The 22,735-nt window shown below is 72.9% G+C and carries 20 protein-coding genes; 6 read left to right on the top strand and 14 right to left on the bottom strand.

Annotated features, from left to right (window positions below; translation table 11 throughout):
- Positions 1-75: 75 nt before the first annotated feature.
- The 3 genes from B207_RS0105020 to B207_RS0105005 form a co-directional block, all read right to left on the bottom strand.
- Positions 76-1,224: a glutamate--cysteine ligase gene (locus B207_RS0105020; RefSeq protein WP_018635428.1), complete on the bottom strand. Its 1,149-nt coding sequence runs from the start codon at positions 1,222-1,224 to the stop codon at positions 76-78.
- Positions 1,225-1,479: 255 nt separating this feature from the next.
- Entirely contained in the window at positions 1,480-3,318 is a 1,839-nt protein-coding gene (gene aspS / locus B207_RS0105015; RefSeq protein WP_018635427.1) for an aspartate--tRNA ligase, read from the bottom strand.
- A gap of 288 nt (positions 3,319-3,606) precedes the next feature.
- Positions 3,607-3,996 carry a hypothetical protein gene (locus B207_RS0105005; RefSeq protein ID WP_018635425.1) on the bottom strand — a complete coding sequence of 130 codons (390 nt, stop codon included), beginning with the start codon at positions 3,994-3,996 and terminating at the stop codon, positions 3,607-3,609.
- Between the two features lie 218 nt (positions 3,997-4,214).
- Between B207_RS0105005 and B207_RS0105000 the strand changes: the two genes are divergently transcribed.
- Together B207_RS0105000 and B207_RS0104995 are read left to right on the top strand one after the other, a co-directional pair.
- Positions 4,215-4,994 (top strand): purine-nucleoside phosphorylase, encoded by a 780-nt coding sequence (locus B207_RS0105000; RefSeq protein WP_018635424.1) that lies wholly within the window; start codon positions 4,215-4,217, stop codon positions 4,992-4,994.
- Positions 4,991-6,751, top strand: a complete 1,761-nt coding sequence (locus B207_RS0104995) for a phospho-sugar mutase (protein WP_230204839.1) — start codon at positions 4,991-4,993, stop codon at positions 6,749-6,751. The genes B207_RS0105000 and B207_RS0104995 overlap by 4 nt, the downstream gene beginning before the upstream one ends.
- 67 nt (positions 6,752-6,818) lie before the next feature.
- On the opposite strand, the gene deoC is transcribed toward B207_RS0104995, so the two are convergent.
- Positions 6,819-7,589, bottom strand: a complete 771-nt coding sequence (deoC, locus tag B207_RS0104990) for a deoxyribose-phosphate aldolase (RefSeq protein WP_026310687.1) — start codon at positions 7,587-7,589, stop codon at positions 6,819-6,821.
- A gap of 78 nt (positions 7,590-7,667) precedes the next feature.
- Here deoC and upp point away from each other — a divergent pair, with 78 nt between their 5' ends.
- A complete protein-coding gene (gene upp, locus B207_RS0104985; protein ID WP_026310686.1) occupies positions 7,668-8,291 on the top strand; it encodes a uracil phosphoribosyltransferase in 624 nt (207 codons plus the stop codon).
- Positions 8,292-8,388: 97 nt separating this feature from the next.
- Here upp and B207_RS39505 read toward each other — a convergent pair whose 3' ends face one another.
- From B207_RS39505 to B207_RS0104965, 4 genes are all read right to left on the bottom strand, one after another.
- The gene (locus B207_RS39505; RefSeq protein WP_018635420.1) at positions 8,389-8,913 is read right to left on the bottom strand and encodes a DUF5313 family protein; all 525 of its coding nucleotides are present in this window, start codon (positions 8,911-8,913) and stop codon (positions 8,389-8,391) included.
- Between the two features lie 182 nt (positions 8,914-9,095).
- Complete coding sequence (locus B207_RS0104975) at positions 9,096-10,859, bottom strand: acetyl/propionyl/methylcrotonyl-CoA carboxylase subunit alpha (RefSeq protein ID WP_026310685.1); 1,764 nt, start codon at positions 10,857-10,859, stop codon at positions 9,096-9,098.
- 157 nt (positions 10,860-11,016) lie between these two features.
- Positions 11,017-11,268 carry an acyl-CoA carboxylase subunit epsilon gene (locus B207_RS0104970; RefSeq protein WP_018635418.1) on the bottom strand — a complete coding sequence of 84 codons (252 nt, stop codon included), beginning with the start codon at positions 11,266-11,268 and terminating at the stop codon, positions 11,017-11,019.
- 86 nt (positions 11,269-11,354) lie between these two features.
- A complete protein-coding gene (locus B207_RS0104965) occupies positions 11,355-12,950 on the bottom strand; it encodes an acyl-CoA carboxylase subunit beta (RefSeq protein WP_026310684.1) in 1,596 nt (531 codons plus the stop codon).
- A 211-nt stretch (positions 12,951-13,161) separates the two neighbouring features.
- Between B207_RS0104965 and B207_RS0104960 the strand changes: the two genes are divergently transcribed.
- Positions 13,162-14,022: a biotin--[acetyl-CoA-carboxylase] ligase gene (locus B207_RS0104960; RefSeq protein ID WP_018635416.1), complete on the top strand. Its 861-nt coding sequence runs from the start codon at positions 13,162-13,164 to the stop codon at positions 14,020-14,022.
- A 180-nt stretch (positions 14,023-14,202) separates the two neighbouring features.
- The gene (locus B207_RS0104955) at positions 14,203-14,724 is read left to right on the top strand and encodes a PH domain-containing protein (protein ID WP_018635415.1); all 522 of its coding nucleotides are present in this window, start codon (positions 14,203-14,205) and stop codon (positions 14,722-14,724) included.
- A gap of 39 nt (positions 14,725-14,763) precedes the next feature.
- On the opposite strand, the gene B207_RS0104950 is transcribed toward B207_RS0104955, so the two are convergent.
- The 5 genes from B207_RS0104950 to B207_RS0104925 all read right to left on the bottom strand — a co-directional run bounded on the left by B207_RS0104950 (position 14,764) and on the right by B207_RS0104925 (position 20,519).
- Positions 14,764-15,432: a hypothetical protein gene (locus tag B207_RS0104950; RefSeq protein WP_018635414.1), complete on the bottom strand. Its 669-nt coding sequence runs from the start codon at positions 15,430-15,432 to the stop codon at positions 14,764-14,766.
- A complete protein-coding gene (locus B207_RS39500) occupies positions 15,429-16,643 on the bottom strand; it encodes a hypothetical protein (protein WP_195905242.1) in 1,215 nt (404 codons plus the stop codon). The genes B207_RS0104950 and B207_RS39500 overlap by 4 nt, the downstream gene beginning before the upstream one ends.
- 796 nt (positions 16,644-17,439) lie before the next feature.
- The gene (locus tag B207_RS0104935) at positions 17,440-18,708 is read right to left on the bottom strand and encodes a hypothetical protein (protein WP_026310682.1); all 1,269 of its coding nucleotides are present in this window, start codon (positions 18,706-18,708) and stop codon (positions 17,440-17,442) included.
- Positions 18,709-19,120: 412 nt separating this feature from the next.
- Positions 19,121-19,723 (bottom strand): TetR/AcrR family transcriptional regulator, encoded by a 603-nt coding sequence (locus B207_RS0104930; RefSeq protein ID WP_018635413.1) that lies wholly within the window; start codon positions 19,721-19,723, stop codon positions 19,121-19,123.
- Between the two features lie 310 nt (positions 19,724-20,033).
- The gene (locus tag B207_RS0104925; RefSeq protein ID WP_035739950.1) at positions 20,034-20,519 is read right to left on the bottom strand and encodes a GtrA family protein; all 486 of its coding nucleotides are present in this window, start codon (positions 20,517-20,519) and stop codon (positions 20,034-20,036) included.
- A 468-nt stretch (positions 20,520-20,987) separates the two neighbouring features.
- Here B207_RS0104925 and B207_RS0104920 point away from each other — a divergent pair, with 468 nt between their 5' ends.
- Complete coding sequence (locus B207_RS0104920) at positions 20,988-21,566, top strand: beta-class carbonic anhydrase (RefSeq protein ID WP_018635411.1); 579 nt, start codon at positions 20,988-20,990, stop codon at positions 21,564-21,566.
- A 122-nt stretch (positions 21,567-21,688) separates the two neighbouring features.
- Here B207_RS0104920 and B207_RS0104915 read toward each other — a convergent pair whose 3' ends face one another.
- Positions 21,689-22,627, bottom strand: a complete 939-nt coding sequence (locus B207_RS0104915) for a TIGR03089 family protein (RefSeq protein WP_018635410.1) — start codon at positions 22,625-22,627, stop codon at positions 21,689-21,691.
- Positions 22,628-22,735 lie beyond the last annotated feature (108 nt).

The raw sequence follows: 22,735 nt of genomic DNA, 5'->3' as shown, positions 1-22,735 counted from the left end.
CGGTCCTGTGTGCCATGTCCGCTGTGTCCGCTGTCATCTACCGGGCCGGGCCCTCCGCCGAAATGCTCCGGCCGGCTACCCGGGGGTAACCGGCCGGCCCACGTTCATCTCACTCAGCAGCGTATCGACCACGGCGGTGAGATCACCGCCGGCCCGCCGCGCGGCCTGCTCCTGACGTGTGTGGCTGGCGCCTGCGTGCAGTATGCGGTGGACGTCACCCAGCTCCCTGGCACAACCGAGCCGGCGGGCCACCGGAAGCAGGTCCTCGACCAGATCCTCGATGTCGGCGCGGACCGGGCGCAGCCCGCCGTGGCCGTCCACCACGATCTCGGCGTCCAGCCCGTGGCGGGCGGCGCGCCACTTGTTCTCCTGCACCACCCACCGGGGCTGCGCGGGCAGGGTGTACCCCCGGTCGAGCTGGGTGTTCATCCGGTCGACGAGACACTGCGCGAGCGCCGCGACCGCGCCGATCTCCATCAGCGTCGGCAGCCCGTCGCACATCCGCAGTTCCACCGTGCCGAAGTTCGGGTGCGGGCGGATATCCCACCACACTTCCCGAATGGTCTCGATGGTGCCGGCGGCGATCAGGGTCTCCATGAACCCCTCGAACGCGGCCCAGTCGTCGAGCGTGTAAGGGAGGCCGGCGGTCGGCAGGCATTCGAAGATCTGCGAACGCGAGGAGGCCAGCCCGGTGTGCGTGCCCTTCCAGTAGGGCGACGACGCGGAGAGCGCCAGGAAATGCGGAATGTACGCCATCAGCGCGTTCATGATCGGCATTGCCTTGTCCGGTGAGCGCACTCCGACATGCACGTGCACCCCGAAGATGAGCAGACGGCGGGCCAGCCACTGCATCTGCCCCACCAGGCGTTCGTAGCGCTCGTCCGCGGTGATGCGCTGCGTCGCGTAATCGCTGGTCGGGTGGGTGCCGGAGCACATCAGCCCGAGACCGCGCCGGTCAGCCAGGTCGCGCAGCAGGTCGACGGTGCCGCGCAGGTCGTCGAGCGCCTCCGGCACCGTCGAGCAGACTCCGGTGATCACCTCGATCGTCGACTCGAACAGTTCGTGCTTGGCCTTCGCCGCGCCTTCGTCGCCGACCTTCGCACGCAGGTCGTCAAGGATCTCGGACGCGCCGCAGCGCAGGTCGCGACTGCGGAGATCGACGAGTTCGAGCTCCCACTCGATTCCCAGGCTAGAACTCGGCGACGACGAGAAGGGAATGTGCACCGCGGCTCCTCCGGGTGAGCGGGCACGCCCCAGGGCGGACCCGGAACTCGGGCAGCGAGCTCTCCGGGCTGGTTACCCAGATCGCGCGGTCGTACCCCCCGACGGATGCCGACAACTGGCCACTTCGTGACCACGCTCACGGCATCGGGCGGACGCCGTTCCCGGAACTGCCCCGCTGGGAGCGATATTAAGGTCACATTTCGTGCTGGTAGTCGGGAACGCCGGAACGGCGGACTTTTTTCCTGGCGGGGCGACCTACGAAGTCGGCTTCGCGGGAGCGGCGGGAGCGGCGGGAGCGGTCGGCGCGGCGGCCGGAAGGGCCGGGGCGACCACCCGGATACCCAGCTCACGCAGCTGCCGGTCGTCGACAGTGGTCGGCGCACCCGTCATCGGGTCGAGCCCGGACTGGGTCTTCGGGAAGGCGATGACCTCCCGGATGTTGTCCTCGCCGGCGAGGATCGCCACCAGCCGGTCGATACCGAACGCGAAACCGCCGTGTGGCGGCGCGCCGTACCCGAACGGGGTCAGGAAGAACCCGAAGCGGGCCTTCGCCTCCTCCGGCGAGATGCCCAGCAGCCCGAAGATCCGCTGCTGCAGGTCGCCCTCATGGATCCGGATCGACCCCGAACCCAGCTCCCACCCGTTCAGCACCAGGTCGTACGCCAGGCTGCGCACGGCCAGCGGGTCGGACTCCATCTTCTCGACGTCGCTGGGATGCGGCCGCGTGAACGGGTGGTGCCCCGGCTTCGGCCGGCCGGTGGCCGCGTCGACCCCGACGAACAGGGGGAAGTCGACGACCCAGGCGAAACGCAGATCACCCTCGCCCGCCGGGGGGCGCCCCAGGTCGTTGCGGAGCTGGCCCAGCACCTCGCAGGCGGTCTCCCACTCGTCCGCGACGAGAAGCAGCAGGTCGCCTTCGCTCGCCTCGGTGGCCGTGACGATCGCGGTGAGCTCCTCGGGGGAGAGGAACTTCGCCACCGGCGACTCCAGCGCCCCGGCGGCGGCGACCCGCATCCACACCAGGCCCTTCGCACCGAGCTTCTTGGCACGGTCGGTGAGGGTGTCCAGCGCCTTGCGGTTGTGGCTGGCGGAACCGCCCGGCACCCGGATGCCCTTGACCGCCGGCGCACCGGAGAACGCCTTGAAACCGCTGCTGCCGAAGATCGCGGTGAGCTCGACCAGCTCCATGCCGAACCGCAGGTCCGGCTTGTCGACGCCGAACCGGTTCATCGCCTCGTGCCAGGTCAGCCGCTCGATCTCGGGCACTGCCCGGCCGGAGCCCGCGACGGCCGCCTGCGCCGCGGCGAGCACCGCCGCTGAGACCACACCGAGGACGTCGTCGACATCCACGAAGCTCATCTCCAGGTCGAGCTGGGTGAACTCGTACTGGCGGTCGGCCCGCAGGTCCTCGTCCCGCAGACAGCGGGCGAGCTGGAAGTACCGGTCGACCCCGCCGACCATCAGCAGCTGCTTGAACAGCTGCGGCGACTGCGGCAGAGCGTAGAAGCTGCCCGGGAACTGCCGGGACGGCACCACGAACTCCCGCGCGCCCTCCGGTGTCGACGGCATGAGCAGCGGAGTCTCCACCTCGACGAACCCGCCCTCGGCGAACGCGGCCCGCAGCGCACCGAGGACCGACGAGCGGGTGCGCAGGTTGCGCTGCATCCGCTCGCGGCGAAGGTCCAGATAGCGGTAGGCGAGCCGGGTGCTCTCCTCGACGGAGTCGGCGCGGTCGTCCAGCGGGAAGGGTGGCGGCGTGGCCGTGGAGAGCACCTCGACCGAGCAGTCCGTCAGCTCGACGCCACCGGTGGCCAACGCCGCGTTCGAGGTGCCTTCCGGGCGGGCGGAGACGGTGCCGGTGATCCGCAGGACGTACTCGGAGCGGACGTCGACCGAGCCGTCGACGACGCACTGCAGCAGACCCGAGTGGTCGCGCAGGTCGACGAACATCAACGACTGGCCGTGCTGGCGGCGGTGGGCGACCCAGCCGCAGACCGTCACCTGCTGGCCGGCGTTGTCGGCCCGCAGATCACCGCACAGGTGGGTACGCATCGCGGTGCTGTGCGTTCCGGGCGTGCTGGCGGCCGCCGACATTGCCATCCGTGTTCATCCGTCCTGTGTCACCGCTGTCAGAACCTGTGTCACCGCTGTCAGAAGCCGCCGCTGTGGCAGGCGACCGAGCCGCGCGCACCGGCGACGTCACCGAGCTGGAGGTCACCGGGGCCGCGCTCACCGCCGACCCTATCGGACGAGGCAGGCGGTGATCGCCGTCGCCGAGCCCGGCCCGCCGGAGGTGGTGGCGCGGCGTGGCTGCGAGGGTTGTGACGGTTACCGGGGCGGAGAGGCCGTGTACCGGGGTGGAGACGGCCGTGCCTCCCGCGGTCAGCGGCGCAGGGCGCGGATGAAACGTGCGGCCTCCGAGCGCAGACGGTTCGGAATCCGCAGGATCTGCCGGCCGCTGGGCGTGGTGAGCTCCACCACGATCACCTCACCGTGGCGCAGACCCCGGGATGCCGAAACCTCCCGCCGGTCGAACGACACGTCGAACCAGTCGCCCTCGCGGGGAAACGGTGCGACGACGAGCAGCCGCCGGGTGGTCAGCAGGATCCAGCGCGACAGCCCCAGCCGGTGGCCGACGAAGCGCTCGGCCTTCGCCACCGTGCGCCCGGCACCGGCAGGGTCGGTCATCCGGCCACGGAGCACGACCTCGATGAACTCGCCCTCTTCGAGAGGGACCCGCGGCGGCTTGCGCACGGAGGGCACGAGGGACACACCTCCAGTGTGCTCCGTGAACGCCGCCCCGAGGCGTGCCGTGGCGCGGTCGGGCGTGGTCGGGCGTGGTCGGACCGTGCCCGTACAGTCGCCTGGTGGCAGAACGCGGCCGCGCCGGCGGCCTTCCCGGCGGGCAGGGCAGTGCCGGCGGGCAGGGTCACCCCGGCGGCGAACAGGGCGGCGCCCCGGCAGCGGGGCGAGGGCCGGGGCCCGAGGCGGTGGCCGCGGCGGCGCGCCTGGCCGAGATCGCCGGCGTCGCCCGGCACGACGTGGCGATCGTGCTCGGGTCCGGCTGGCGGCCCGCGGCGGAGGTGATCAGCCGGGCCGGCGGAGGCGCGGTCGACATCCCGTTCGCGGATCTGGGCGGCTTCCCGCCGACGAACGTGCCCGGGCACATACCGGCGGCCCGCTCCGTCCCACTGGCCGGGCGGCGGGTGCTGCTCTTCCTCAGCCGGGTGCACGCCTACGAGGGGCACGACCTGTCCCGGGTCGTGCACGGCGTCCGCACCGCCCGCGCGGCCGGGGTGCACACGGTGATCCTCACCAACGCGGCCGGCGGCCTGCGGTCGGACATGTACGTCGGGCAGCCCGTCCTGATCGCCGACCACCTCAATCTCACCGGGCGCTCGCCGCTGGTCGGCCCGCAGTTCGTCGATCTCACCGACGCCTACTCGCCCCGGCTGCGTTCGCTGGCCCGCAGCATCGAACCGGGCCTGGCCGAAGGGGTCTACGCGGCCCTGCCCGGGCCGAACTACGAGACACCGGCCGAGATCCGCATGCTGCGCGGACTCGGCGCCGATCTCGTCGGCATGTCCACCGTGCACGAGACGATCGCCGCCCGCGCGCTCGGAGTCGAGGTGCTCGCCGTGTCGCTGGTGTCCAACCTGGCCGCCGGGATGACCGACGTGCCGCTGGACCACGCCGAGGTGCTTGCCGCGGGCGCCGCGGCAGCCGACCGGGTCGGCGGGATCCTGGCGAAGCTCGTGGCGGCGCTGTGAGGGATTCCGTGCTGCCGGACGAGCTGGCGGCGCGGGTCGCGGCCTGGCTGGCAGGCGACCCCGACCCGGATGACCGGACGGAGCTGGCCCGCCTCGTCGCCGCCGGGGACGTCCAGGCCGTCGCGGAACGGTTCGCCGGCCCGCTGGCCTTCGGCACCGCCGGCCTGCGCGGGCCGTTACGGGCCGGGCCCGCCGGCATGAACACCGCCGTCGTGCGGCGGACCACCGCCGGCCTCGCGGACTGGCTGCGCCGGTCCACCCCGTGCCCCCTGGTCGTGGTCGGCCACGACGCCCGCCGGCGCAGCGACCGGTTCGCTCTCGACGCCGCGCGGGTCCTCGCGGGCGCGGGAGCGCGGGCCCTCCTGGTGCCCGCCCCGATGCCCACGCCCGTGGTGGCCTTCGCCGTCCGTCACCTCGGCGCGGATGCCGGCATCGTGATCACTGCCAGTCACAACCCGGCGTCCGACAACGGCTACAAGGTGTACCTGGGCGGCCCCTCGGACGGCCTGCTTCCCGACGGTCCCGACGGTCCCGACGGCGCTGGCGGCGCCGGCGGCGAACCGGGGAAGGACGCCGGCCGCGGAGCCCAGCTGGTGGCGCCGGCCGACGCGGAGATCGAGCGTGCGATCGCCGCCGTCGGGCCGGCGGCGGACATCCCGCTCGCCGACGGATGGGAACGCCTGGACCGCAGCCTCCTCGACGCCTACGTCGACGCCGCCGTGCGGGCGGTCGACGGCCCGCCTGCCGCGCAGCCTGCCGCCGCGCAGCCTGCCGCGTCGCTGCTTGTCGCCTACACGCCCCTGCACGGGGTGGGAGCGGTGGTCCTCGACGCGGTGTTCGCCCGAGCCGGGCTGGCCGCGCCTGTGACCGTGCCGGAGCAGCGGGAACCGGACCCGGCCTTTCCCACCGTCCCCTTCCCGAACCCGGAGGAGCCGGGGGCGCTCGACGCCGTCCTCCGCCTCGGCCAGCGCATCGGCGCCGACCTGGTCCTGGCGAACGACCCGGATGCCGACCGCTGTGCCGTGGCGGTCGACGGGCGGGTGCTGACCGGCGACGAGGTCGGCCTGCTGCTCGCCGACCACGTGCTGCGCAGGCGGCCCGGGCCGGTCGCCACGACGGTGGTCAGCTCCTCCGCGCTCGCGGCACTCGCCCGGCTGCACGGGGTCCCCTGCGCCCAGACCCTGACCGGCTTCAAGTGGATCATGCGGGCGCATCCGCGCCTCGTCTTCGGCTACGAGGAGGCTCTCGGCTACGCCGTCGCGCCGGACCTGGTGCGGGACAAGGACGGCATCACCGCCGCGCTGGCCCTCGCCCGCGCGGCCCAGCACGCGAAACGCTCCGGCCGGACCCTGCTGGACGTCCTCGACGACCTGTGTCGCCGCGTCGGTGTCCACGCCACCGGCCAGGTCTCGGCCCGGTGTGCCGACCTGGCGGCGATCGGCACGGCGATGCGCGGCCTGCGTGCCGCCCCACCGCGACGGCTGGGCGGCCGGACCGTCACCGCCGTCCGCGACCTGCTCGGCGGGGTGGACGGTCTGCCGCCCGCCGACGTCCTGATCCTGCACCTGGACGGGGACGCCCGCGTCGTCGCCCGCCCGAGCGGGACGGAGCCGAAGCTCAAGGTCTACCTGCAGGCGGTGGTCGGCCCCGCCGACGTGGCGGCGACCGGCCCGGCGGCGGCGCGCGACCGGGCCCAGGAGGATCTGGCCGCCCTGCGCACCGCCGTCGTCGACCTCCTGGACCTGCCGCCCGCCTGACGCGGGCCAGATGCGGTGTCGGAACAGCGGCGGCCCCGGCCCGGCGGCCCCGGGTCGGCGGAACCGGTCAGGCGGGAAGCTCGGCCAGGATGTCCTTGGTCGCGGAGAGCCCGAGCCGGGTGGCGCCGGCCTCGACGAACGCCAGGGCCTGCTGCGCCGTGCGGATGCCCCCGGAGGCCTTCACCCCGAGCCGGCCGCCGACCGCGGCGACCATGGCCCGCACCGCCCGCAGCGACGCGCCACCTGCCGGGTGGAACCCGGTCGAGGTCTTCACGAACTCCGCCCCGCCGCTCTCCGCGGCCCGGCACGCGGCGACGATGCTCTCGTCGGGCAGGAGCGCGGTCTCCAGGATCACCTTGAGGAGCACGTGCGGCGGCACCGACAGCCGGACCTCGGTGATCTCGGTCTCGATGGCGCGCCAGTTCTCGTCCATGGCGTTGGCGATGTCGATGACCATGTCGATTTCGGTGGCGCCGTCGGCGACCGCCCGGCGCGCCTCCTCCGCCTTGATCACCGTCAGGTGCGTCCCGTGTGGGAAGCCGATGACGGAGGCCACCGCGAAGGACGGGTCGACGTCCCTGCCGTCCTGCCGGGCGCTCGCCGCGGCCAGGTACACATGGGTGGGCGCGACGCACACCGTGCCGACACCGAGCTTCGCGGCGTCCGCGCACAGGTTGACGATCTCCTCGCCGGTTGCCGCGGGTTGCAGCAGCGTGTGATCGATGATCCGCGCGAGCTCGGCGCGGCGCGGCGGGCCCGGACGCGCCGCCGCGCCCGGGCCCGGCACCACGCCCGTGTCCGGCGCGGGACGGCCGGGAAGGGCGGGGTCCGTTGTCATGGTTGCATCATCGCCTATCGCCGTCGCCGGCCCGGACAGCCGGCGGGACCCGTCCGCCTTTCGGCTAGGAGCCCCACCGTGCAGGTACAGGTCGTCGATCATCCATTGGCAGCCGTGGCACTCACCGTGCTGCGCGACGAGCGGACGGCGCGGCCGCAGTTCCGCGCCGCCCTGCACGATCTGGCGTCGATCCTGGTCTACGAGGCGTCCCGCGGGCTGCCCACGATGCCGGTCTCGGTCACCACCCCGCTGGCCACCACCACCGGCACGGTGCTCGCCGCCGAACCAGTCGTGGCGCCGGTGCTGCGGGCCGGTCTCGGCATGCTGCCGGCGGCACTGGCCCTCATTCCGGACGCCAGTACCGCCTTCATCGGGCTCTCCCGGGACGAGACCACGTTCGCGCCCACGGTCTACCTGGAGTCGGTGCCCGCGGACCTGGCGGGACGGCCGGTGTTCCTGCTCGACCCGATGCTGGCGACCGGCGGCTCGGCGCTGCACGCCCTGTCGCTGCTCACCAGCCGGGGCGCCACCGGCATCGTCGTGGTCTCCGTGGTGGCCGTGCCCGAAGGGCTTGCCGCCCTCGAACGCAGCGGGCTGGACGCCAGGGTCGTCGCCGCGGCGGTGGACGAGCGCCTCAACGACGTCGCCTACATCGTGCCGGGCCTCGGCGACGCCGGGGACCGCATCTACGGAGCGGTCTGAGCTTCCCCGCGGCCGGCGCGAAACCGGGCCGGCCGCGCTCCCGGTGACCGCGCCCGCCCGGCGCAGCGGGTGGCCGGCGGCAGCGGGTGGCCGGCGGCTAGTCGGAGGGCGGGAAGACCGGCGGGAAGTTGTGCTGCTCCAGCCGGCGGTTGCGGAAGTAGCCGCTGGTCGCGAAACCCAGCCCGACACCGGACAACAGCAGGAACACGACGATGGTGACCCGCACGCTGACCTGGCCGGGCAGCAGCGCGAACACCACGGCGAACGGCAGCATGAGGAAGAAGGGCCGCAGCGCCTGCCGGTACCGCCAGCCCGGACCGGTCAGGTCGCGTGAGACCCAGGCGCTGTACCGCGGTGGCAGAGTGCCGCCGAGCAGGTAGTGGATCCGGCCCCCGAGCGGCGGCGCCTCCCGCACGCCCGCCTCCGGCCCGCTGACCTCCAGCCCGGCCCTGCCTCCGGCCGGGTCGGCAGCCGGTGCGGTGGACGCTTCCCCGGCGGCCGCCGGGGCCCGCTCCGCCACGGGCACGCCCGCTCCGGACAGATCGTCCGCTGGCGGCGGTGAGGCGGGGGCGGCAGCACGCTCCGCCTTGGCTGCGTCGGGGTGCTGTCCCTGGCCGTCCATGGGCTAGAGCCTACGGACGGCGTGCCGGCGGTGGCGCACCATGCGGTGTGGCGTGCTGCGGGACAACGGCAGCGCGGCGACCAGATGACGGGCCACGGGGTGGTCACCGGCGCCGCCGGGGTCCGAAACGCCACCGGTGGCGCCCCGATCGGGGCGCCACCGGTGGACGGATGTCGCTGTGGTCAGTCCTTGATCTCGCAGAGCACTGCTCCGCTGGTCACGACAGCCCCGACCTCTGCCGTGAGCCCGCTGACGGTTCCCGCGCGGTGTGCGTTGAGGGGCTGCTCCATCTTCATCGCCTCGAGGACGACGATCAGATCACCCGCCTCGACGGTGTCACCGTCGCTGACCGCGACCTTGACGATGGTGCCCTGCATCGGGCTGGTCAGCGCGTCACCGGTGACCTTCGCCGCGGCCCTGCCGCCGGCCGAACGGCGCTTCGGTGCCCCGGCCGCGGCCGGGGCCGCACCGCCGCCCGCGCCGAACCCGGCCGGCAGGACGACCTCCAGGCGCTTCCCACCGACCTCGACGACCACGGTCTCCCGGGGCTCGGTGTCGGTGTCGACGCCGGCGCCGGCGCCGAACGGCGGGATCGTGTTGTCGAACTCGGTCTCGATCCAGCGGTTGTGCACGCGGAACGGCTCGTCCGCGGCCTCCGGCGCGAACGCCGGGTCGCGCACCACCGCGCGGTGGAACGGGAGCGCGGTGGCCATGCCGTCGACGACCATCTCGTCGAGGGCGCGGCGGGCCCGCTCCAGGGCCTCCTGGCGGGTGGCGCCGGTGACGATGAGCTTGGCGAGCAGCGAGTCGAAGGCGCCGCCGATGACGCTGCCGCTCTCGATGCCCGTGTCGAGCCGGACGCCGGGGCCCGCCGGGGCGGTGAACGTCGTCACGGTGCCCGGGGCGGGCAGGAAGTTGCGGCCCGGGTCCTCGCCGTTGATGCGGAACTCGATCGAGTGGCCGCGCGGGGCCGGGTCGACCGGGTCGAGCGCCTCGCCCTCGGCGATGCGGAACTGGGCCCGGACGAGGTCGACGCCGGACGTCTCCTCGGTGACCGGGTGCTCGACCTGGAGTCGGGTGTTGACCTCCAGGAAGCTGATCAGCCCGTCCTTGGCGACGAGGAACTCCACCGTGCCCGCGCCGACATAGCCGGCCTCGCGCACGATCTTCTTGGACGCCTCGTAGAGCGCGGTGTTCTGCTCGTCGGTGAGGAACGGCGCGGGGGCCTCCTCGACGAGCTTCTGGTAGCGGCGCTGCAGGGAGCAGTCGCGGGTGCCGACGACGACCACGTTGCCGTGAGTGTCGGCGAGGACCTGCGTCTCCACGTGCCGTGGCTGGTCGAGGTACCGCTCGACGAAGCACTCGCCGCGGCCGAAGGCGGCGACGGCCTCGCGGACGGCGCTGTCGAACAGCTCGGGCAGCTCCTCGGCGGTCCAGGCGACCTTGAGACCGCGGCCACCGCCGCCGAAGGCGGCCTTGATCGCGACCGGCAGGCCGTACTCGTTCGCGAAGGTGACGACCTCGTCCACGCCACCCACCGGATCGGCGGTGCCCGGCGCGAGCGGGGCGCCGACGGCAAGGGCGATATGCCGGGCGGCGGTCTTGTCACCGAGGCGGCGGATGGCCTCCGGCGGCGGGCCGATCCAGGTCAGCCCCGCCGAGATCACGGCTTCGGCGAAATCCGCGTTCTCGGAGAGGAACCCGTAGCCCGGATGCACCGCGTCGGCGCCGGAGAGTTCACACGCCTGCAGAATCTTGTCGATTCGCAGATAAGAGTCGCCGGGGGTTGTGCCGCCCAGGGCATACGCCTCGTCGGCGACCCGGACATGCATTGCGTCGATGTCGGGCTCTGCGTACACGGCGACACTTGAATACCCCGCGTCGCGGCAGGCCCGCGCCACCCGGACTGCAATTTCACCCCGGTTGGCGATGAGGATCTTACGCACGTTCCTCCCGTCTCGTCCGGCCTGAGTCTAGGCGAGTCGGGCCGCACCATGTTCCTTCATTGCCGGAGAAGGTGAAACAACGACTGGCCAGCCACCGGCAGCCGGGCCCGTCGTTACCTGCCGTCTTTCGCCGGCTGGCGTCTTCCGCCGGCCGGCGTCATCCGCCTGCTGGGAAGCGTATGCCGCCGGTGCGGGCCGAGCGGGCCCACGCACCCGGGCCGGAGGGCAGCCTGCCACGCGCCGAGTGCGCCGGGTCGGCCCACGTCGACCGGGTCCGGGGCGCCGGCGCCGCCGGCGCCGCCCGCGCGGTGAGGACGGCCACGAGCGCGGCGATCTCCTCCGGTGTCGCGTCACCCCGGACCAGCCGCAGGTGCGGTCGGGCCGGGGGCCCTTCGGGTCTGTCGGCCACCGGCCGCCCTCCTCCGTCCGTCATCCGTCCGTCGTCTCTGATCGCCTGACGGCGCGGCGCCGGCCTGGTGGCCGGCCGCGCGCCCGCTACAGCGGGATGTTGCCGTGCTTCTTCGGGGGCAGCGTCTCGCGCTTGGTCCGCAGCAGACGCAGTGCGCGGATCACCTCACGCCTGGTGACCGATGGCTGGATCACGGCGTCCAGGTAGCCGCGCTCCGCCGCGATGTAGGGGGTCGCGAAGTGGTCGGTGTAGTCCTGGATCAGCTCCGCGCGGCGCTCGTCGGGCGCGTCCGAGCCGGCCAGCTCACGGCGGTAGATGATGTTGACGGCGCCGCGGGCACCCATGACGGCGATCTCGGCGGTCGGCCACGCCAGGTTGATGTCGGCGCGCAGGTGCTTGGAGCCCATGACGTCGTAGGCGCCGCCGTACGCCTTCCGGGTGATGACGGTCACCTTCGGAACGGTCGCCTCGGCGTACGCGTAGATGAGCTTCGCGCCGCGCCGGATGATCCCGTTCCATTCCTGCGACGTCCCTGGAAGGAAACCGGGGACGTCGACGAAGGTCAGCACCGGAATGTTGAAGGCGTCACAGGTCCGCACGAAGCGCGCGGCCTTCTCGCTGGCATCGATGTCCAGCGTGCCGGCGAACTGCATCGGCTGGTTGGCGACGACACCGACCGAACGCCCGTCGATGCGGCCGAATCCGACGATCATGTTCTGGGCGAACTGGGCGTGGACCTCGAGGAAGTCCTCCTCGTCCAGCACCCGCTCGATCACGTGGTGCATGTCGTACGGGGTGTTCGCGGAGTCCGGGATGAAGGTGTCGAGCTCGGGGTCCACCTCGGCCTCGACGTCGGCCACCTCGGCGTACGCCGGCACCTCGTCCATGTTGTTCGAGGGCAGGTAGGAGAGCAGGGCCCGGGCGAGCTCCAGGCAGTCGTTCTCGTCCGCGGCCTGGAAGTGCGCGACCCCGCTGCGTGAGTTGTGCGTGTGCGCCCCGCCGAGCTCCTCCATGCCGACGTCCTCGCCGGTGACCTCTTTGATCACGTCGGGACCGGTGATGAACATGTGGCTGGTCTGGTCGACCATGAGCGTGAAGTCGGTGATCGCGGGGGAGTACACCGCGCCGCCCGCACACGGGCCCATGATGAGCGACAGCTGCGGCACCACGCCGGACGCCATCACGTTGCGGTAGAAGATCTCGCCGTACAGCCCGAGTGCGACGACGCCCTCCTGGATGCGGGCACCGCCGGAGTCGTTGATGCCGACGACCGGAACCCCGGTTTTCAGCGCCAGGTCCATGATCTTGATGATCTTCTCACCGAAGACCTCACCGAGGCTCCCGCCGATCACGGTGAAGTCCTGACTGAAGACGCAGATCTGGCGGCCGTCGACCGTTCCGTACCCGGTGATCACGCCGTCGCCGTAGGGGCGGTTCCGCTCCAGCCCGAAGTCGTGCGAGCGGTGCCGGGCGAACGCGTCCGTCTCGACGAACGAGCCGGGGTCGAGGAAGGCCTCGATCCGCTCGCGCGCGGTCATGATGCCCTTGGCGTGCCGCGCGTCCACCGCGCGCTGGGAACCGGCGTGCACAGCTTCCTCGGTCACGGCCTGCAGTCGGGCGAGGCGACCAGCCGTGCTGTGCGGTTCGGGCGTCGGTTCGGGAACGGAAGCCGGGAGAGCCATAGTGCGAAGCGTACGGCGGTCGGCGGTCCACATGCTCGATTGATGTGGAGACCGTCTCACCTCGGCCAGACCAGTGCTCTGGGAGGGTGGTCCCGTGCCTGTAGAGCCGACCGCGTCCGACGGACGACCAACGCCTCCTTCCGTAGCCGTCCAGCAGGCTTCCTCTGCAGGTGAAAGGCCTGCTAGGGGGTCGGCTGGGGGGTCCGACGCGGTGCTCGTCGGGCCCTTGGCCGACGTGCTCACGGCCCGCGTGGAGACTGCCGTCGAAAGGTCGCGCCGCCCCCTTGACGCCGCGGCGCTGAGCCCTCTCGTCGGCGGGCTCGGACTGGCCCTCGCGGTCGTGGGCGAGATCGACTCGACCAACGCCGAACTCGGGCGGCTCGCGCGGGGCCTGCCCGGCCGAGTGCCGGCACTGTCCGTGACGGCGCGGACGGGTCAGGCCGTCCTCGTCGCCGAGCGGCAGACGGCCGGCCGCGGACGTCTCGACCGGTCGTGGCAGTCCGCGGCCGGCGCCGGGCTGATGGTGTCCGTGCTCGTCCGCCCTGCGGTCGAGGCCCGGCAGCTCGGCTGGCTGCCGCTCGTCGTCGGCACGTCGCTGGTGCGCACCCTGCGCGCTCACGCCCAGGTGCCGGCAGTGCTCAAGTGGCCCAACGACGTCCAGGTGGGCGGGGCGAAGATCGCCGGCATTCTGGTGGAGCTCGCGCCCAGCCCGACCGCGCCGCCGGCCGCCGTCATCGGCTTCGGCCTGAACGTCACCGCCCGGGCCGGGGAGCTCCCGCCGAACTCGACCAGCCTGCTGCTGCTGGACGCCGACCCGTCCCGGCTGGACCGCACGGAGCTGCTCGGCGCCGTCCTCACCGACCTCGCGGACGCGGTCTCCCGGTGGGTGTCCGCACCCGGGCAGGCCCGGGACGACTACCGCGGCGTGTGCGCGACGCTCGGGCGGCCGGTCCGGGTCGAGCTTCCCGACGGGACGTCGGTCGTGGGCACCGCCACCGACATCGACGAGTTCGGCCGGCTGCTGGTCGACGGCCGCGCGTTCAGCGCCGCCGACGTGATCCACCTGCGCTGACCGGCTGGTCCGGCAGCCCGCCCACGCCCAGCCCGCCCACGCCCAGCCCGTCCAGCCCGCCCGTCCAGCCCGTCCGCCCAGCTCGCCCGTCCAGCTCGCCCGTCCAGCTCGCCCGCTCGTCCGCCGCCTGCCGGACCGGGCCCGTCGTGGCCCGCTCGTCCGGGATGCGACGATCGGGCGGTGGCGTTCCCGGACGACGAGCTGACCGACGGCGAAGAGGTTGCCCTCCACCTGCATCCGCACTGGGGCAGCCTGGTGGTGCCCGCACTCTCCGTCGTCGCCGCGCTCGCACTCATGACCCTCGGCGTGTTCTTCGTGCCTGACGGCTTCCTGCGGGAGGCGGTCCAGTACCTCGTCCTGGCGCTCGGCCTGGCCGCCATCGGGTACTACGGCGTGGCCCCGTGGCTGCGCTGGATCACCACCCACTACGTGGTCACCACAGAGCGGATCATGATCCGCGAGGGTGTCGTGAACCGGTCCGGGCGGGACATCCCGCTGGTCTGGCTCAGCGACGTGTCCTTCGCCCAGTCGCTGTTCGACCGGGTGGTCGGCTCCGGCACTCTCTCCATCGAGAGCGCCGGTGAGCGCGGGCGGACGGCGCTCACCCGCATGCCGCGGGTCGAGGCCGTGCACGCGACCCTGTACGAGCTGGCCGAGGAGGCCGACATCCGCCGGCGCTCCGGGGGAGGGCGCCCCGGCTGACCGGGCCCGGACAAGCGAGTCCGCGCGGGTCAGAGCGGGTCAGAGCGGGTCGAAGGCGCGCCACCAGGTGAGCAGGCCGGTCGGATCGTCGGAGCCGGCGATGAACCCCGCCTGCTCGCGGTCAATGGTCCAGTAGGCGGTGAAATCGCCGGGGCGCGCGTCGCAGACGAACGTCCCGGTACGGCGGGACGGCAGGAGATACGCCTCACTGCTGGTCTGGCCGTTCTCGCAGGAACCGACGTCGACCACGGCGGACGACCGCCGTGCCGCGTCGGCGGCCATCGCCGCACTGTCGGCGTAGCCGAGGACGACCACCTCGGCCGGTGGCCGGCCCGCCCCGGCGACACCGGGAGCACAGCGCAGCGCGGCTGTGACACCGCGTGCGCGGACGTCGGTCGCGCCGCCGGCCACGCCCGTCCCCCCCGCCTCTCCCGTGGCGGACCGGCAGTCGGTCAGCTCGAAGGACGACAGCCGGTCCCGCAGCTCCTGCTCGGCGTCGTCCAGTGCCGCGGGCGCGGCGGACGACGCGGTGACCGCCGGGCCGGGCACCGCGGGAGTGGTGCCCGCGGCCGGCGGGGACCCGATCGCCGCCGGCCGCTCCGGGGACGAGCCCCGGGCCGCCGCGAGGACGATCAGCAGCACCGCGACGATCAGCGCGGCCGTGGCCAGCGTGGCGGTGACCAGCAGGCGCGGCGGGCGCAGTCTCACCGGCGGATCGGGTCGAACCCGTGCCACCAGGCGATCAGACGGGCCGGGTTCTGGTCAGAGGCGGTGAAGGCGACCAGAGAGTCGCTGATGCTCCAGAGGGTCACGAACCGGTCGGCGTACTTGTAACACAGACGTGCCCCGCCGTTCGGCTCCTGCGGGGACGTCCACTCCTCGGCGCTCTCCCGGCCGTCGTCACAGTTGCCGGTGTCGGCGTAGTAGGTCGCGCGGGCGCCGATCTGGCGCTCCAGGGCGGAACGGTCGGGGAAGTGGAATGCCAGCACCTCGACGCCGCCGGCGCCGATGCAGCTCAGGGTGGCGTCCGCGTAGAGGCTGTCGCTCTGTGCTGGTGTGGAGCAACCAGTCATCGTGGCCGGGTTGAGCAGCCCGCGCAGGGTGTCCTCGGGGCTGAGCCGCGGTGCCGGGGCACCCGGGGCGGGCGCGGCGCCGGCCGGGTCCGCGGGGCCGGCCGCCGCACCGGTGGGGGCGGGCGCGGCGGATGTCGTGTCCCCACCGCTGTCGGTCCGGGTACCCAGAATGATGCCGACCACCGCGACCACGACGACGACCGCTGCCGCGGCGGCGACCACGGTCAGCGCCTGCGGCCTGCGCGGCGACGACCCGGATCCGTCCGGTGCGCCGGGGCCTCCGAACCCACCGGGCCTGCCGGGTGGCCCCGAGGCGCCCGAGGCGCCCGAGGCGCCAGGGGCGCCAGGGGCGTGGCCGGGACCAGCCTGCCCGGCGCGGGCAGGAGGCTCTCCGCCCAGCGGGCCGCCTGGCGAGGTGATCCGCGGTGGGATGGCGGGGAGAAGGCCACCGCCGGAGGGTGAGTCCAGGTAGCTCGGCGGCGGAGAGGGCCAGGACGGTCCGTCCGCGATGCGGCCGGGAGGCGGGAGGGGTGTCCGCCGCACGGTGAACGACTCCTGCGGAGGAGGGGGCAGCGGATGCGGTCCGGTCAGCGGCAGCAGCTCGGGTGCCTCGCCGGCACGCTGCCCGCCGGGACCGCTGCCGCCGTCGTGCCCGCCGGCCGCGCGCGGGCCGGTTTCCGGGGTGCCGATTCCGTGTTCGCCGACACCGGGCAGTGAGCCGGGCGGGGGCGGGCCGGCGGGCCCGCGGGCGGCGGACGCCGGCCCCGGGGGTGCCAGGCGGTAGGTCAGCTCCTCGGCGGGCGACTCCGGGCCGCCGAAGGACGGCTGCCCGGGTGGTGGGGACACGCCGGGCCAGGCCGGACCGCCTGCCGCTCCCGCCGGGTGCGGCAGGTGCGGCGGCCCGGACGGGCCGGGTACACCGGGAGGGCCGAAACCTCCGGGCGGGGGACCGCTTGGCCCGAAACCGTCAGGCGGCGGTCCGAAGTGACCGGGCGGACCGGGCGGACCGAAGTGACCGGGCGGACCGGGGGGAAAGCCCTGGCCCGGAGCCGGCGGCGGCCAGCCCTGGTTGGCGGCGGGCGGATGCGGCGCCGGGATGTGCGGATGCGGCGCCGGGAGGTAGAGGCCTGGGCGCCCGGCGGGGCCGGGCGGGCCCGGGGGCACCGGCGGCAGGTGGGGGTGGGCCGGTTCTGGTGGTGGGGCGGCGTGGAGACCGGGGAAGCCGCCCGCTGTGGCCGCCGGCGGGAAGGCGTTCGGCCGCAGAACCTGCGTGCTGTCCGCCGAGCCCTCGGCGTCCTCCGGGTCAGGGGTGTGGCTGACCGGCGGGAAAGGGCCAGGCGGCTCGGGGACGGGCGACGCGCCGTCGCCGGGACTCTGGCTGGGCACGATTCCTCCTGGGAGGGGATCCGGCCGGACTTACGGAAACCGGGATGAATGGAGACGCCTGGGTGACGATGGCGTGCGTCACAGGGTAGGCGCACATGTCACGCCGGATCTGCCGGTACCACCCCGCAACGTCACCTGTTGATGCGGCGGCGGGCGGTTCGCGGCGTGGGCGCGGGTGTGCGGAGGGCGTCCGGCGGGCGTGCCGGACAACTGCCCGGCCGCCCCCCGGGTGTCACGTCCGAAGTCGAGCCCGCGGTCAGCTCCGCGGCACCGGGTCGAACCGGGTCCACCATTCGTAGAGCGCGCCGGCGTCGTCATCCAGCGCCATGAAGGAGACCAGCTCGTCGTCGTACGTCCAGAAGATGAAGAAGTCGTTCTGGTAGTAGTAGCAAAGGGCCGTTCCCTCGGTCTGGCCCTCGTCGAAGTTCCAGGTGAAGACGTCCGGGTCACCGTTCTTGCAGTCACCCTGGTCGGTGACGAGCCCTTCCCGGGCGTCCACGTCGTTGGTGAGCGAGGCCGAGTCCCGGTAGTGGTAGGCGGCGACGAGCTGGCCGTTGTCCGCGGTGCAGAACAACGACGCGTCGATGTCCTCGTCCTCACCCTCGGGGTTGGCCTCGCAGTCGGTCATCGTCGTCGCGTCCAGCTTTGCGAGCAGCGCCGACTGCGTGGGCGTGAAGGCGCCGGAAGTCGGGGACGCGCTCGGGCTCGGCGTCGCGCTGGTCGGGGGTGCGCTCGGCGTGGCGCTGGCGGTGGCGCTGGTGCTGGTCGCCGGGGCGGACGGGGCCAGCGTCGTGGCGACCACCGGCCCGTCCGGATCGTCGTCGGAGCCGCTGGTCGCGACCAGGGCCACCGGGATGGCGATGGCCAGCGCGGCCGCCGCGGCCACCGCCACGATGATGATGTTGCGGCGCCGGTTCGGGTTCGTCCCGCCCGGACCGCCCGGGCCACCGGGATAGCCCTGGGGCGGGTAACCGCCGCCATACCCGGGCTGCTGGTAACCCTCGCCCTGGTAGCCACCGCCCTGCTGGTAGCCACCGCCCTGCGGGTAGCCGCCGGTCTGCTGGTAGCCGCCCTGCTGGTTGTAGCCGGTCTGCGGGTAGCCGCCCTGGTCGTAGCCCTGCTGGTCGTAGCCGGGCTGCTGGTAGCCCTCGGTGGGGTAGCCCTGCTGGTAGCCGCCGGTCTGCGGGTAGCCGCCGCCCTGCGGGTAGCCGCCGGTCTGCTGGTAGCCGCCCTGCTGGTTGTAGCCGGTCTGCTGGTAGCCGCCCTGGTCGTAGCCGGTCTGCTGGTAGCCGCCGGGCTGCGCGTAGGGCGCGGTCTGCTGGTAGCCCGGCTGGCCCGTGGGCTGGCCCTGGCCGGCGCCCGCGCCCTGGCCGGGCTGGCCGTACCCACCACCGGCTGGCGGCTGGTAGCCGCCACCGTCGTTCACGAGCTGGGTCTCGGCATCGTCGCCGAATCCATGACCACCGCTGTCGACCCGCCGAGTCTCGGCGTCCGGGTCGTGCGGACCCGGGTTCGGTGGCTGCATGACGTCCCTCCTGGTGTTCCTGTGCCGCCCGCGTCCACGATCGGAGTGACCGTGTCGGCGGTGGAGCGGTTGACCCTGGTCAGCCCCGCGTGACGGCGCCGCGTGACGGGATGTCCAGGTGCCGGGCGTCGAGCTGCTGGGCGTGCGTGAGCGCCCGGTCGACCCCGGATCCGCGAGCTGACAGGTGTGCCTACGGAGGATTCGCTGGGGGTTCGATGACAGGTGCCCGCCCAAGAGTAGGAGTTCGCCCCGGTCCGGGCGGGCGCGGGTCGCATTCCGGACATGGCTGTCCGGATCCGACTCCGGAATCGTCACCGCGCGGAGTCGCGGCAGTAACCGCTCTCCGTGGAAGGGTGGGCGTCCCGCTACGTCCCGGCGCGGTGCCGGCCGGAACGGACTGTGCGGGTGCGGATCAGTTGCGCGCCGCGTAGGGCATGATCAGGTCGTCGACGATGTGCTCGACAAAGGGTCGGTCGACCGGGTCCCCGGTGATGAGCAGGCGCTGCAGGATCAGCGCGGTGCCGAGCTCGATCAGGATGGTGGGATCCGCCTCCGGGCTGACCTCGCCGCGCGCGATCCCGCGGTTGACGATGGACTCGGACGAGGACCTGCGCTGACTCCACATGCGTTCGCGTACCGCGGACCGCAGCTCCGGATTGCGCGGCATCTCGGAGACCATCTCGGCCATGATCCGGCCCTGTTCGCTCCCGGCCAGCTCCACGAACGACAGCAGGAAGGTGACCATTTCGTTGCGCAGGGACCCGGCATCCGGAACCTGCATGGTCTGTTCGGTGAACTGGGTCAGCGCGTCCATCACCAGGGCGATCTTGGATGGCCATCGCCGGTAGATGGTGGCCTTCCCGGCCTTGGCCCGGGTTGCCACCCGATCCATTGTCACGCCGTCGTAGCCGTGCTCGGCGAGGAGTTCGAGGGCCGCCTGGCGAATCGTGTGGTCGCGGCTCTCGTCTCGGGGGCGACCGCCTGGTCTGGGCGATGCGAGTGTCGGCCGTGCCACGGCGCACCCTCCTGGACCTCGAGCCGGTCGCGCCGCGGACCCAGGTGACGGCGTCACCTCAGGTGGAGAACTCGGCACGCTGTGCATGGGCTGGTCACGAGAGCCTAGCGCAGCCGGTCTCCGGGAGAACTGATCGGTACCGGAACCGTCATGTCTCTCGGGGTGACCCCTGTGTCCCGCTGGGACCAGGGCCGAGCGGAATGCCGCCCGGCCCCGCCGGCACCTGACAGGCCGACGCAGACCTTCCGCTCGAACCAGAGCGCCTGGTGAGCAGACGCACCTGGTGAGCCGATCGATCCACCGCGGCGGATCAGGCCTGAGCGGCCGGCTCGGGAATCCGTTGGTCCTTGACCGGCAGGACCGCCACCTTCGGATGGTCCGGGTGCAGGAACACGTACTTCTTATAGGTCCAGAACCGGAAGATCGTGCCGAGGCCCGTGCCGAGAACGTTGCCGAAGAGGTTGAACGCGAGGACCCCTTCGAGATGGAGCACGTACTTCGCGAAGCCCAGGCAGGCAAGGGCGATCATCAGGCCGATCGCGTTGAGGATCACGAAGAGGGTGTACTCGCGGCGAATGCCGGTACGTGCCCGATGGTTGAACGACCATTGCCGGTTGCCGACGTAGGCGCAGGTCGCCGCGATCACCGTCGATACGGTCTTGGCGCTGAGCGGCCCCATCCCCAGAAGGGTGTGACACAGGTTCGAGACGGCGAAGTCGATCACGTAGCAGATCGCGCCGACGATGCCGAACTTGCCCACCTCATGGATGAGTACCTGAAGTGGTGAACGCGCCATCCGGTGGCTCACCACAGGCGGCGCCGATCGACTTTGCGAGCATCGATTTTGACCACCAGGAGAGACTACCGACGGCTGATCCGCGCCTGGCCGCCACCCCCGCGCACGTGGCCAATGAGTGCTGGTCGCGTCGCCGTCCCGAATCGTCTGTTTACGTACCGGCGTCCGTTGCTTGTGGAAAGCGCCGCGTGCCGCGCGGGCCGGGCGTGCCGGGCGCCGGCGGGATCGCGCTGGGTGGTGGCTCACCGCCTCAGTGTTCCCGGCGTGCCGCCGATCGATGCACCCCGCCCCCCTGTCCGTGATCCGACTCGTGTCCGTGGTGGGACGTGGTCCCCGTGTTGACCTGTGACGCTGGCTGAACTCGGCAATGTGGGTGGCGGCGACGGTTCGCGCGCTGCATGCTTGTGCCACTGGCTTTCCTGCGGCCCGTCCGCCGCGTGAACGCGTACCCGACGGAGGTGACCTGCGGTGACGAGCGCGCCCGACAATGTCGGACCCGCCCAGGATGCGACCGGCGCCCTACTGGCCCGGGCAGCGGACTTCGCCGCGCTGCGGCGCGCCACCGGCCCGGGCCAGGCGGTACCGACCCGGCCCGCGACCGGTGTGGCAGTGGTGGCCTGCATGGATGCCCGCATCAACATCGAGGCCCTCTTCGGCCTCGCGGAGGGCGACGCGCACATCATGCGCAACGCCGGCGGGGTCGTCACGGAGGACATCGAGCGCTCGCTGGCCGTGAGCCAGCACGCGCTCGGCACCACCGAGATCATTCTGATCCACCACACGAGATGCGGCATGGAGCAGCTCACCGACGAGGGGTTCAGCGCCTCGCTGGCAGAGCAGACCGGGGTGCGACCGTCCTGGCGTCTGCGCTCGTTCACCAACGTCGCCGAGGACGTCTGGGCCTGCATGCGGACGCTGCGCTCGTCGCCGTTCCTGCGGGCGTCGACCTCCGTCCGCGGCTTCGTCTACGACGTCGACTCCGGCGAGCTCACCGAGGTCACCGAGGAGTCGCTGGTGGCCCACAAGCAGGTCACCAGCTCCTCCTGAACCGTCGTGCCTGTTCCTTTCCCGAGAGCCGCCCAGAACCTGGGCGGCTCTCGGGAGCCTGGGCTCCCGGGCCACGCGCCGCCGCCCGGCCATGTCGCCGGGCGGCGTGAGCGACGCAGGTGTCAACCGGGGGGCGCGCCCGCGTCCAGGACGTCGAGCCGGCGGACCCGGGCGGGCAGCACCTCGGCAAGCGGCCGCGGGACGGACCAGTCGACGGCGGTGACCCGCTCCGTCTCGACCCGGCGCGCCAGCGTCGCGGCGTCGGTGCCGTGCAGGTTGCGGCACAGCACCACCGACGCTCCGCTCACCAGCGGTACCAGCGTCGCGATCAGCAGCCCGGCCACGGTGGCGGGGCCGCCCGCGGTGAGGATCCGGTCGTCGGGGCCCAGCGCGTCGCGGCGGGCGACGGTGGCGGCGAGGCGGAGCAGTTCGGCCTGCCCCGCAGGCGGTGGTGGGGGCAGGAAACGGTCACCGTGCGGTGGAACCTCGACGGCGTAGTCGAGGACGCCGGGCACGGCATCGCGCATCCTGCCGCCGAGTGGGCGCAGGGAGAGCCCGACGATCTCGTCGATGCCGAGCGCGGTCGCGATGTCGATCCGGTCCTCGCTGGCGAAGACCACACCGGGACTACCTGGGGCGGCCCCCGGGCCCGGCCGAGTTCCGGCCGGGTCGTCGGCGCCGTCCTCAGGACCGATGACGACCTCGACATCCAGGCCGGCAGACCAGGCCGCCAGCAGGATGACGCAGCTGGTCCAGTGCGCCGGAAGGTCGACCCCGACGACATCCCCGGGGGCGAGCCCGAGCGTGTCGACCAGCAGGTTCGCCGTCTTGGCGACCCAGTTGTCCAGCGTCGTCGTGGAGAACTCCACCCGTTCGCCGGTCGCGTCGTCGTAGAAGGTGATCATCGGGCGGCCCGGGTCGCGGGTGAGGCGAACGGCCAGTGCCGCCGCGACGCCGGGAAACGGGGCGGCGGGAGTGGTGGGCGCGGCGTCAGCGGGCGCGGTGCCGGCGGGCGCCGCGGGGCGCAGGAGCGAGGATGCGGGGACGAACCGGACGTCCAACGGTTCCGGTCTCCAATCCGTTGTTCGGCAGCGGGCGGACCCGGCGGCGACCGGGTTGCCGGGTGTTCCGGGCGCCGGTGACCCACCGCGGGGGTAACGCTACCGACT

Source organism: Parafrankia elaeagni, assembly GCF_000374165.1.
GTDB lineage: Bacteria > Actinomycetota > Actinomycetes > Frankiales > Frankiaceae > Parafrankia > Parafrankia elaeagni.
The sequence above is the reverse complement of the archived record's forward strand: the minus strand, read 5'-3'. Positions and strand labels throughout refer to the sequence as shown.